At 42.6% G+C, this 12,452-nt stretch carries 10 protein-coding genes; 2 read left to right on the forward strand and 8 right to left on the reverse strand.

Annotation, left to right across the window (positions count from 1 at the left end; genetic code table 11):
- The first annotated feature begins 17 nt into the window (after positions 1-17).
- Together silE and L2Y28_RS21315 are read left to right on the forward strand one after the other, a co-directional pair.
- Entirely contained in the window at positions 18-449 is a 432-nt protein-coding gene (gene silE / locus L2Y28_RS21310) for a silver-binding protein SilE (RefSeq protein ID WP_000790485.1), read from the forward strand.
- 147 nt (positions 450-596) lie between these two features.
- Positions 597-947 (forward strand): DUF305 domain-containing protein, encoded by a 351-nt coding sequence (locus tag L2Y28_RS21315; RefSeq protein WP_000647571.1) that lies wholly within the window; start codon positions 597-599, stop codon positions 945-947.
- 168 nt (positions 948-1,115) lie between these two features.
- On the opposite strand, the gene L2Y28_RS21320 is transcribed toward L2Y28_RS21315, so the two are convergent.
- The 8 genes from L2Y28_RS21320 to L2Y28_RS21355 form a co-directional block, all read right to left on the reverse strand.
- Complete coding sequence (locus L2Y28_RS21320) at positions 1,116-2,942, reverse strand: AAA family ATPase (RefSeq protein ID WP_001239413.1); 1,827 nt, start codon at positions 2,940-2,942, stop codon at positions 1,116-1,118.
- 563 nt (positions 2,943-3,505) lie between these two features.
- Positions 3,506-3,805, reverse strand: a complete 300-nt coding sequence (locus tag L2Y28_RS21325; protein WP_001097216.1) for a helix-turn-helix transcriptional regulator — start codon at positions 3,803-3,805, stop codon at positions 3,506-3,508.
- 352 nt (positions 3,806-4,157) lie between these two features.
- On the reverse strand, positions 4,158-5,084 hold the full coding sequence (locus tag L2Y28_RS21330) for a hypothetical protein (RefSeq protein ID WP_000262423.1): 927 nt from the start codon (positions 5,082-5,084) through the stop codon (positions 4,158-4,160).
- An 11-nt stretch (positions 5,085-5,095) separates the two neighbouring features.
- The gene (locus L2Y28_RS21335) at positions 5,096-6,652 is read right to left on the reverse strand and encodes a TnsD family Tn7-like transposition protein (RefSeq protein WP_001324699.1); all 1,557 of its coding nucleotides are present in this window, start codon (positions 6,650-6,652) and stop codon (positions 5,096-5,098) included.
- Positions 6,653-6,692: 40 nt separating this feature from the next.
- A complete protein-coding gene (locus L2Y28_RS21340; RefSeq protein ID WP_001049180.1) occupies positions 6,693-8,141 on the reverse strand; it encodes an ATP-binding protein in 1,449 nt (482 codons plus the stop codon).
- Positions 8,141-10,264 carry a transposase gene (locus L2Y28_RS21345; protein ID WP_000351437.1) on the reverse strand — a complete coding sequence of 708 codons (2,124 nt, stop codon included), beginning with the start codon at positions 10,262-10,264 and terminating at the stop codon, positions 8,141-8,143. Before L2Y28_RS21345 ends, L2Y28_RS21340 begins: the two co-directional genes overlap by 1 nt.
- Complete coding sequence (locus L2Y28_RS21350) at positions 10,251-11,093, reverse strand: TnsA endonuclease N-terminal domain-containing protein (RefSeq protein ID WP_000090707.1); 843 nt, start codon at positions 11,091-11,093, stop codon at positions 10,251-10,253. The genes L2Y28_RS21345 and L2Y28_RS21350 overlap by 14 nt, the downstream gene beginning before the upstream one ends.
- A 142-nt stretch (positions 11,094-11,235) precedes the next feature.
- Complete coding sequence (locus L2Y28_RS21355) at positions 11,236-12,438, reverse strand: NAD(P)/FAD-dependent oxidoreductase (RefSeq protein ID WP_022649705.1); 1,203 nt, start codon at positions 12,436-12,438, stop codon at positions 11,236-11,238.
- Positions 12,439-12,452: the final 14 nt, after the last annotated feature.

The raw sequence follows: 12,452 nt of genomic DNA on the forward strand, positions 1-12,452 counted from the left end.
AGAAATGGAGAGTTATCATGAAAAATATCGTATTAGCATCCTTGCTGGGCTTTGGCTTAATTTCTTCGGCCTGGGCCACTGAAACCGTGAATATCCATGAGCGGGTCAACAATGCACAGGCACCTGCTCACCAGATGCAGTCTGCTGCGGCTCCTGTCGGGATCCAGGGGACTGCACCTCGTATGGCCGGTATGGACCAGCATGAACAGGCCATTATTGCTCATGAAACCATGACGAACGGGTCGGCGGATGCGCACCAGAAAATGGTGGAAAGTCATCAGAGGATGATGGGAAGTCAGACCGTTTCCCCTACCGGGCCGTCGAAGTCATTAGCGGCAATGAATGAGCATGAAAGAGCTGCAGTTGCCCATGAATTTATGAATAACGGTCAGTCTGGCCCACATCAGGCCATGGCCGAAGCGCATCGTCGCATGCTCAGTGCAGGCTGACGGCGAGGGAAGTATCTGTGCTGTCCTTATTTCCTTGATAGATTTTTCCGTAACCGGATATATGGCAACATCTTTGCCCCCTACAGGGGGCATTTTTATCAGATTCTGCTACAGTTAACGGGCATCAACGCTAAAAGGATATTTTTTATGAAAGCCAGAAACACTTTATTTGCAGTATTAATGTTATCCCTGCCAGCGATTTCAGCAGAACATTCAGAAATGAAAATGACTGATATGTCTACCTCGGCTTCGTCACAGGAATATATGGCTGGCATGAAAGACATGCATGACAAAATGATGGCTGCCGTAAATGAGTCCGATCCCGACAAGGCTTTTGCGAAAGGCATGGTAGCGCACCATGAAGGGGCAATAGCAATGGCTGAGACCGAGCTCAAATACGGAAAAGATCCGAAAATGAGAAAGCTCGCGCAGGACATCATTAAAGCTCAAAAAGGTGAAATTGAGCAGATGAATAAATGGCTTGATAGTCAAAAGTAAACATTGTAGAAATGTCACGACAAGCGTGATTTTACATCGTTCCTGGGCGCGGGAGTCGGTTAATCTTTATATAATTCAAACCCGATTAATTGCGGGTTTTTACTACTCTGTACTCCGGTCCTTTGTTGAGGACCGGAATATAAGCACCTGAGATGCTTATTTAATACATTATCTCGTCATGGATACAATGTCGCTCAGGATCTCAACCAGCTCGCTTCTCTCCTGCGTTCCGTCATGATAGGTTGATCTTGAGATGATTCTTTCTGATGTCATCTGAGGCCAGAATTTATCTAGTACATTATCGGGTTTCATTCCCACAGCCCGGCCGATTATTTTTTTAGCGTCACAGGTGTCCGTAAACGTGACGGCTACACCAGTAATTTCCTCGATAAGATCCGGGCACAGATAGTTTTCTATCTCACGTTTGCGCGTAGCGAAAAATACCTTACCGGCCTCCTCTACTTCTTTTTTACGCTTCTGGATGGACAGAACCTGTGCAGGGTCTCCCCCAATATCGGAGTCCAGAAATACGCACCAGGGAAGCCCCAGATCTTTGGCCAGATTCAATGTAACCCAGTGTTTGACGCTACCACACCCTCCTATGAGGACTGGCACTATTTTCACGTCCTCCAGAGAGGCTGGCAGCGCACCTGACTGTTTTAATGAACTGGCCGCATGCCTCAGGAAAGTAACATCCGACTTTCCCTCTACCAGAACAATCCCCTGCGCCCTTTCCATACCGGTCTCTGGCAGCACCCCCAGGCTTTCAGTGGCTTCCTTCAGCACTGCGTCATCCGGCATTTTTACTACGGGTTCACCCGCCTCATTTCGGGTAACATAACGTACGCCTTCGACAGGGATTAATCCGGCCAGCGCCGGGACATGGGTGGTGACGATAATCTGACGGTGCGGCTGGCCTGCCAGTGCCAGTAACGCTTTCATCAGCATCATCTGATAGTTCGGATGCTGTGACGTTTCAGGCTCCTCTATGGCATAAATCACATTTCTGGGCGTCCCCGCGACATTCTTTTCAGCCTCAGCCCGAAAAAAATTCAACAGGATAAGCCTCCTTATCCCGCTGCCGCGCTTATTGATGGGGATGCCATTTTCCCCGTCCAGGGTGAAATTGAAGGTCCACTTGGGTTTCTCCTTAAATCGTGGAGTCAGTTCACTGGCGAGTTCGGGGGCCATTTCACGTAATTTATCCAGCGTTCTCTGTGCGACATCCAGGACGCTGTCCTGAATCTCATTTTCCAGCGCTGTAATTTTGTCCTGCAGCGCAGCCTGAGCGTCTTTTACGGCCTGCTGTAAGGGGTTTTTAGCTTCGGAATCCCCGTCGCTGCTTTCCCTGTCGGCTTTGAAAATCGCATACGTGGGCAGCAAATCGAGGATCTTACCCCATAATGATTTTGTGTCGGTTCCGAACTCTTTATCGACATCCAGCATAATTTCCGAACAGGTATAGGGGGCTGCGGCTTCCCTGATGGCCTGACGCCATAACGATGCAGTGCGTTTATCCGCCACATTTTTTTCAACTTCTTTTCCCACCGCCTTGAGCTCAGAAATTTTCATGCCCAGTAAATTTCTCAGGGGCTCCTCATCCGGGTGGATGCAGCGGATGCAGGTCTGCTCCGGTTTTCCTGAGGTCGTTGCTTTAAACGTTTTGACGATTTCAAAATTGCCGTCCTCATTCAGCAGATGTTCTGAGGCGAGCGTGGTCTGCACCCTGTCGTCGATCATGATAAAATCGGGCAGGTCATCAAATTCACAGGCTATTTCAAAACGGCCGTCCCCTTCTCTTAGGCTGAAACAGTTCATGTCATTCTTGTCAGCCTTCATTCCTTCTGTTTCAAAAAAAATAGCCAGCGCTTCCAGAAGCGTTGATTTCCCAAAGTCATTACGACCGACAATACCCGTCATGCTTTCATCAATAATGATTTCAGTAGAGTTTTTGTAGCCTCTGAAGTTTTTCAGTTTTAATTTTCTGAGCCGCATATGAAGTCCTGTGTGTAAGAAAGCGTTTTGCTGCAACCTGAATACAAAATATATTTTCAAATGCCTGCCAACAAGCAGGGATAACCGTTATTCAGAATATCTTAACGACATTTCGGGATTATGATCTGGTCGCGCTTTCAGAACTTTACTGCCCCTCAAAACACCGGAAACTAACTTGTGGTTGGTTACATGGCAAAGTTAAAACTCCAGAATCACGGGTAATGATTTCAATGCTTATTATATTTTTTGGAATTGACTCATGAGCTTTATAATTTAAATGATAATAATAACCATTCTTTTATGCGTAATATTTGCTACTGACACTGATGAATTTAAAAGAAGATAGATTTTCATTTACGGATTATTTCCTAAATTCATCGATAATGTGATCGACATAAAATTTTCACTGAAGAATGAAGAGATAATTTAAGGCCGAGCGAAATAGCTCAAAATGGTGTATTTAACATAACAGAAGAAATGAAAGGCTCTATCGCAACCTGATACTTCAGGCCGCTAAGGGGTTAATCTTGTTGAAGAAAAATTAGACCGGGAAGCGCCAGGCGTCACCATTTCTCCCGCCTGGCTGGAAGTGAAGAATAATTGTGCATAGCTCCGTATTCGGGCTTTGCATCTGACAATGGTTCCCTGGATGAAAGTACGATCTCCACTCCAAGGACGCTGAACACCCTAAACAAACGCTCAAAACCCGCACTTGCAGGGTTGGCCTCTAGTCGGGCATAAGTTTGCTGTGTTATACCCAAACGTTCAGAAACATCTTTTTGCGTCAGTCCATTGGCTTTGCGAAAGCCGATTAAAACAGGACGTAACTGATTCAAAGTCTTCAAAGCGTATTGAGTGTTCATAAGTGACCTTCCGTATCGACGGGTTAACAAGCATAACGCAGGGATTTACAGCATATAGGCTGTAATGCTCATTAACAGACTATAGGCTGTAATACGAATCTTGCCAAGATGCGGCATCTTTCAAATACAAGGCCGTATTGGGTAAGCAGTACACCGTTATATAGCACCCCTTGCCCCTTTGCTGGAGAGGGACCCACGTGATCGCAGGTCTTTTAGACGTTGTTGCTAACCGGCATCATACACAGGTGGTAACCCCCAGGGAAACTCTATGAGTGATAATTTATTCCTGCCCCAATCAAAATATAAAACCTTATCTAACTAGCTTTCTTAGTATTTTATAAATGAAGTGAAATTAGCGAAGAAGTTTTACATTGTAAAGTGAGCAAAAATATTTACCATTCAACTGGCAAAATTTACAATCTGCAGCCCTTAGCCTGAGAAAATGCACATTAACAGAATAATCATCAAGTCCGATAGAGGCATAACTTACGTCCTCAAAAATATCAGAAATAAATGAGTTGAAATTACAAAAATTAACTTCACTTAACATCTTGAACACCGCAGAAATATATCTATCATGCATTATCTTGACTTCGATAACCTTAGATAAACTTGAATGCGACTTACATTTGAAGAGATCAAAGAGAAAGTAAATCAGCATATTTTTATTGTCCGAAATCCATTTTAAAATTTTATTACGTGCACATGGTAATATATACACTGGATTTTTGAAAGGGTTTGAAACGTCAACCACAAGGGAACAATAACCATGAGGATTTATTCCACTTATAATTAAGTCACTAAGTCCTTTCACTGCATTCAAATAGTTATCAAAACAAACCTCATATAAACTGGTACTATGAACTGCACATTTAGATTCAAACAACCATCTATGACGCAGATAACCAATGCCTTTAGAGTGTATATCTTCAACAATACATTTGTGACAGTAACGAATGTTTGAGATGTTTACCAATGGATATGAATTAGTTATGTGAAAATTTTTCCGACAGGCATCTTCAACAGCGTTAAAATACCCGTAAACACCAGAAGATAACGACACTATATTGGAAGTTAGTATATAACCATTTCTAGTGGCAAGAATGTCATATATATCCTGCAAGCTATGCAATTTGTACATATCAATCAGTTCGAAACGAGGAAAGGCATCGTACCTTAGTGCGCCATGCTTTGATATTATGTTCCTGCAATTGGATAAGTTATACATTATCTGTGAACGCAGAAGAAAACTGTGCCACAATTCATTTTCGTAAACCATATAACTCCCTCTTATTTAATTAGTTCCATTTTTCTGAGAAGTATCATTGTCATTGGTAGTTTATCTCTGTATTTCAAAAGCCAGCCATGCCCTCCCAGTAAAGCATCTAGACTTGTAAGTGACATCGAGTACTGCCCCTGAGATAAAACATCATTTATTAATGATGATGAGATAATATCTCTCTCGCTCCAGTCTACTCTTTTATTTTTATAGCATCGTATTGTTTTAGGAAGACAGGAATTAAGCCAGTCACATTCATGTTTATTTAGCCAATAGAAACTTGCATAACAACTTTCTTTGACTAACTTTCGTGTTATAGAAACGGATTGATTATGTATAAATCTTAATATTTTCTGCTTATGACGCCGTCTTAAAGAATCTTTTTTACATTTTTTACGCCATGAGCATAAACCGTAACAAGATGAAATTACAGAGGATACAGCTCCTTCCGATAATGAGTTTTTCTCAGCTATGGATGCCAGACTAAACCCCCTTACAGCCATAGACTTGATAAGCAATTCAGTGAATATATTAATTTTTGTGTTTCGCTTAAACGCCCTCAGGTATTTTTTATAAATAAGTGTTTTAATGTAACATCTGCTGCGACTAAATTCCTTCCCAAGGTTGCTAACACTAGTATTATTTTCAACTATATGAAAACTGTATTTCTTATGACTTTTAAAGATTTCTTTCTTTTTATTAGTACGACTTCCTGCATACGTTGGCCAGCAAGTATTTAACAAACAATAACAAAGCAAAAGATGCTTTGTGGGATGCTGACAACATTTGTCTTTGAGTATAGGCTCCCAGTAATGATAATCAGTTAGGGATGTTGGTATAAGTCCCGATGAACCCTCCCCAAATAACTGGCACTTAGCATAAACATGTGCGTAGAATACATTTTTCTTTAAATTTCCATCCAATGATAATAAATTCAACTTTTTAAGTACATCCATGTAATTGGGGTGTGTAATATCTTTTCTTCTGATTATATTTAGGGACTCATAACAAAACTTAGCAAAATCGAAGTCTATCTCATTGCTAAGTTGTTCTGTATACGAAACAGGAGGCATCAGTCCAATACGTATGTGCGGTGAAGAAGGGACATGGATGCTTTCAAGCGCTACCGGATGCCGATGGCAGGTTGTAACCCCATGAAGCTGATGCGCCAGATGCCAATAAGTAACACCATAATGAAAAGTATCTTCACGAGCGCAAACCGGGCAAAACTTCAATAGTGTGCGCTGCCCTAGTGAAAAATTACTAAGGCGGCACAATCGATTAAGCCTGGCAGGGGTCGTGTTGAAATCCATAATTTCATTACGACTGATTGGTAGTGCCCAGGCAAAAAGAGGGAGTAAAGTCTGTTCATGCCAGAGCTGATCTGCACTTTCGGATGTATGAAGAGAAATAGCCTTTAATCCTGAATTGAGAATTGGATGGACGTTCATATCAGGTTTGTTGAAAATGATCGTTAACAGAGAAGATGGGGACATACCGTACACGGTAGTTGTCCGACAAAACCGGCTGAACAAGGATTCATCAGGCAAAACAGGCAACATTCTCATTTCCCACACCTCTCTTTGACCGTTACGAACTGTTACCTCATTACAATTTATTAAGTGGATCTATATTTATAAGCCCGCAACGCTGAAGAGCATCGTAGGTATTTTTCTTTTCAGCTGTTCTGTTGATAACAAGATCGTGGTCAAGAGACAGTATTTTCTCGTCGAAATTGCGCAAAACCTCGTCTATTTTTCCTACGAATTCCTTGTGCTGTGGCCTGTCTATATCCCCAGGGATCAAAGACTTTAGGGACTTCTCTGCCATGATTTTAGCCGAAGCATCACCCTCATTAGATGCAGAGAGCCATTTAGCTTCCTCATCTTCAGTCGCGGCCCCCGGGAGTGGAGTATCCTTATATTCCTCCGTATGACTCACGAGTACCGGTACAGAGGCCGACAAGACTGCGCCAGTGATGATTTCATTGCCGCTACCGATAACCTTTAATTGTGCCCCCCGATAAATCATCTGAGCCAATCCAATATTGCCTTTAGATAAAATGAATAATTTTTCGTTTAACTCATCATTTAATGGAGTTTCAACATTTGTCCATTGTAATGGCCATAAATAATGAATAAACGATTGCCAGTCTTGTGAATCGTATCTAACATTCTTAATTTTCATGTAACCACCAGACTCTGCCCGCCTGGCAATTCTCATTTTCTTTGTCAGCGTCTCGTCAAAAGGATGATTTCCACAAAAAACCATAGATACCCCCATGGAATCTACAATTTCATGTAAAAAATCAATCAACTTACTCTCACCCCCGGTTCTTGAAAATTTAAGCCTCTGCATTTCATCAATAACAAGGATACCCAAAAATGATGATTTAATTCTTTGTGCAATCTGGCGAGCCAGAGCACCATTTCTAATCTCAGGTGTAGTTCGTTCAATACCAATTGCATCATCTAATTTTTGTAAAATCTCTTCACAAAGGTCTCTCACACTTGAATTGTATGGACAATTAATCTTTACCCATACAATTTGCTTACTGAAGCCGGGAAAAACTCCTTTATAGCTGCTGTGTTCTATAATCTGAGGGAAATGATCCATGACTTGCTCAATCATGGTAGTTTTTCCAGAACCACTCATTCCAACTATCGTAATAGTTTCAGCCTGGGATTTAAAATATCCACTTTCTGGCTCAATATCAGGACGCTCATTTCCATAGTAATGAAGATATTGAATTGTTCCGCTTTTTAAAGGATTACGAGCTGCATAGCTTTCCCTAAGTGCCCGTAAGATCATCTTATAAGCCTGGATAAGATTGGTTTGAGGGCAACGGAATTTCTTTATACGTTCGACATACTGCTCTCTAACATTCGCCGGGGCAGTCCAGCGGATTTTTTCGTCAATTTCGGGGAAATAACTCATTTCCAGAAGTACTTCATCTTCCGTAAGCGCTTCAGGAAGTGCTTCAATTAAGGGATTGCCACGATACTCAGGTAACTCCTGTTCTTTATATATCGCTGAAACGCGCCGTATAAGGTTCATTATTCTGCGTCCTCAGTCTTCTTCTTACCTTTTAACCATCTTTGTTTCTCCTCCCGGCCAGGCAAAAGCAGAACATTACTGGATGAAGGAAGTAGGGGTTCAGATCTTCCATTAGCAACATGAGTTCGCCCTAATGAATCAAGTTCATTTTTCCTGTTTTTTTTAATATCTTTACCATGTACCCGACGAGATTCGTATATTTCATTTAATCTTTCGTTACCTTTCCTGTTAAATTCATCTTTATTATTGATATTGCTGAGCGAATCCAGAGTAAATAAATTAATTTCTTTTTGAGTATCTACCCAATCAGCCATTACATCTGTATCAAGATGAGCTTTCCCTTTAAATACATCTCTTTTCTTAAGTAGGTAATGTTTTTTGAAAATGCTATTTTTGTCAAATCTTACATATATATAATCTACGCAATTGTCATCTATTCTTGCTTCACAAGTGGTTCTTCCAAATACTCTGACACCTGATGCAATTTCAGGATCACATTCATAAAAAAGATTATTGTACTGAATCCCACCGGCGGTAATGTTAGCGTTCACAGGGATTAACAATCGTGCGATCACTTCGTCGGCCCCAACGGCTCTTGCGCTGAATCTCCCGTGCTTTAAGCTTATCATCCAACTATTTTTTGGTGATATTACGAGATCATTTTCAATCAGTAAGGGATTGATATAAGCCAGTTCCTCATACGTTCTCTGATTATGTGCAAGTATCTCCCGAATCAGTAAAGACGTGACCTCCTGAATCGTTAAACAAGCCCTGGATTGCGGTGTTGGCTCTCCTTTAACAATCTTTCCCCTTCGTGTTGTTCCAATAAGCCTATGAATAACCTCATCATTCAGAATGCCGAAACAGCGTTCAACAATGCTTTTTCTGTCGCCTCTACCGACTGGCGCAAACTCAAGTTTTGTCAGGGGGGTCATCTCTTCCTGAGGTTTAAGACCAATCATCTCCCCGTTGTCACACATCAATGTTAATGGAATGTGAGAACAAGGCCAATCATCATCAGTAATAGAGATTCCAAATAATCTACAATATTCTTTTTTTGGCATAAAGCAATTTGCTAACGCTTGTCGGGCGGCTCGCCATGAAGCATGGTATAAAGAAACATGAAGGCCAACAATCATTCTTGTTGCACGATCCACCACTGTATAAATAGTAGGACGCCCAATGACTTTTCGTCTGTTTAAACTCGAAATAAGATGTACATCAGCGACAGTTGAGTCTATTTCGAAAACATCACCCGGCAAAACAGTTGTATTAGCCACACTACCTAAAAGCGCCCGCATTTTGAGGTCTATTTCTTTTTTCGTGTTCTTCTTATTTATCGAGAAATCTTTAGTGAAGAGTTTTTTATTCCAGTATGAAAATTGTTTTAAAGAAGGAACATATGGAGCTCTATTTTCTAGGTTTGCTGTTTTAATTTCATCCCTAAAATACAAATCAATATGTCTCTCTAATGTTTTCTTTATCGTATCTCCGTTAACTTTATAATGATACGTAATGAGAGATTTTCTAATATTATTTATATCTCTTTCATTAAGAATGAAAACACGTGATCGTTCATTAGGTAATGCTCTGTTTTTTTTGGAATTCCCAAGTTTAATTTCATGTTTGATTCTACTTTTCCCAGCGGCGCCACAGTTCGAGAATGCGGGTAGCAATGCATAAATATCCTGCCCATGTCGCCAATACAACGCCAGAAGCGTTCTGATAGTATATTGTGATATTTTTTTATTTCTGGAGTAATCCATTAAAAGGTGCGACTTTTTATGTAATGCATAGTCGAACAGAAACATTCTGTCATCTACAAGATCTTTAATGATATTGTAATTTTCATCTCGCCTTCCTCTGTCTTTATCTGTTAATTCTTTCTCATCTACTAACATATATGAAGGATATATATAATCTTTACAAGTTATGCTATTTGATTCAATATAATATTTAAACATTGAAAATGAGAAAGGGATTGGCTTACCCGTTCTTTCTGATTTTATTTTAAACAAAATTAACAAATCGACCTTTCTGTCAAAATCCAAAACACGGTAAAGTCCCTCTGCAAGCAAATCAGTGCCTTGAGAGAGCCAGACTGAATTCCTAATAATATCCATTTGCGTTCAGTCCTATATAGTGGTCATTGGAAATTATCTTTATCAGACCGGTTTCGAGTATTGGATATGATAAATCAACATTTATCATTTTTAATCCAATCATTGCCTGCAATAACATCATCGCTTCTTGTGCATCTACCCCAAAGATTGATGAAATCATTGCACGTAGTCCTACTATGGGATAAACATCTGGTTTAAGCTTCCATAGGATTTTATCAAGAGGATATTTATCATAAAATTCAGAACCATCTCTTAATACAGAAGTAGCCCAGCAAATGTTTTTACCGACGACGTTATTGAGTTCCGAGCCAACATAAATTTGAAACTCAACATCAATCAACTGCCAAAACATCCTCTCTATTTCAAGTTTTTGGGCTTCGCGTTCAGGTATGCTCTCGTTATGTTTTACTGCTATAGCTTTGTATCGAAGTCCGCCTTCAGGAGTTCTCAAGGTCAGTAAAAAATCGGTTGTCATAACATTCAGAACTTCGACAGGTACTCCTCTTACTCCCCTCACCATAGGATGTTGAAAATGTAGATGATTTGCTATTTGTTGGGTAAGCCGGAGAGGAAAGAGTGGGAATTGTTCCCGGATATCAATCACCGAGTCATTAAACTCAGCCAGATAGAAAAAGTTACTTTCGACAGAAGAAAGGAGATGATGGTTTCGAAACGTCTTAAGGCCAAAGACTATCGAACGGTTTCCACGGGATTTAACGTCCTGAGCTCTAAGCCAGGGCTGATAACTTTGGCCATAGCCCACTCCTATGCCGTCACCTAGCGCATTTTCATAATCCAAATAGGATTTGAGACGCCTACCCCTAGCCATGATCGTACCCTAAAAACGACATTGATACGTACCTATATGTGCATTTTATAGTCTCCAACCCTATAACCACACATTCAGTAAGTATACAACATTAGCGTCGTTTTTTGAGAATGGTTACAACTTTAGTGCTTTGTGTACAACTTTATTGTCCTCGGACATCAGCGAGTGCCTGCGCGCATGCCCAGGCACTGGCCCACGCCCACTGGAAGTTATACCCGCCGAGCCAGCCGGTCACGTCCATCACTTCACCAATGAAATAAAGACCCGGCACGTTGCGGGCTTCCATCGTGCGGGATGAGAGTTCGTTTGTATCCACGCCGCCCAGCGTCACTTCCGCCGTGCGGTAGCCTTCGGTGCCGTTTGGCTGCACGCGCCAGTTCGTCAGCGTCTCCACCAGCGTGTCCTGCTCGCGGCTGTTGAGCTGCTTAAGCGCAACATCCGGAATTTGCCCTAACACCTGCAAGCACTCCACGAGACGCTTCGGCAGCTGCATCGCCAGGGTATTTTTCAGGCTTTGATTCGGGTGCGCGGCGCGTTGCTCATTGAGGAAGGCGTCCAGATCGCAGTCCGGCACCAGGTTTACGGAGACAAACTCCCCCGGCTGCCAGTAGCTGGAGATCTGCAATACCGCTGGCCCCGAGAGACCGCGATGGGTAAAGAGCAGGTTTTCGCGGAACACCGTGCCGTCTTCGGCCGTAATGACCGCCGGTACAGACACGCCGGAGAGCGTCTGAAGCTGTTCCAGCAGCGGCTTATGCAGCGTGAACGGCACCAGCCCGGCGCGCGTGGGTAATACTTTCAGGCCAAACTGCTCGGCGATTTTGTAGCCGAACGGTGAGGCACCCAGCCCCGGCATCGAGAGGCCGCCGCTGGCGATCACCAGGTTATCGGCGCTGACGGTTTCGCCGTTGAGTTGCAGCGTGTACCCTTGCTCGTTACGGGCGACGTCCAGCACTTCGGTGCGCAGGCGCATGACTACGCCGCCTTTCTCGCACTCGGCCACCAGCATATCCACGATTTGCTGGGCAGAGTCGTCGCAGAACAGTTGTCCCAGCGTCTTTTCATGCCACGCGATGCCGTGTTTACCCACCAGTTCGATGAAATCCCACTGCGTGTAGCGCGCCAGCGCAGATTTACAAAAATGACGGTTCTGGCTCAAATAGGCCGCAGGCTCGACATAAAGATTAGTGAAATTGCAGCGCCCGCCACCGGACATCAGGATCTTGCGGCCAGGCTTTTTTCCGTTATCCAGCAGCAGCACACGACGACCCGCTTGTCCGGCCATTGCCGCACAAAACATACCCGCCGCACCGGCGCCAATTACTACGGCATCAAACCTTTCCACGTCAAAATCCTCTT

Origin of the sequence: Enterobacter sp. JH25 (assembly GCF_021725435.1) — a bacterium.
Taxonomy (GTDB): domain Bacteria; phylum Pseudomonadota; class Gammaproteobacteria; order Enterobacterales; family Enterobacteriaceae; genus Enterobacter; species Enterobacter intestinihominis.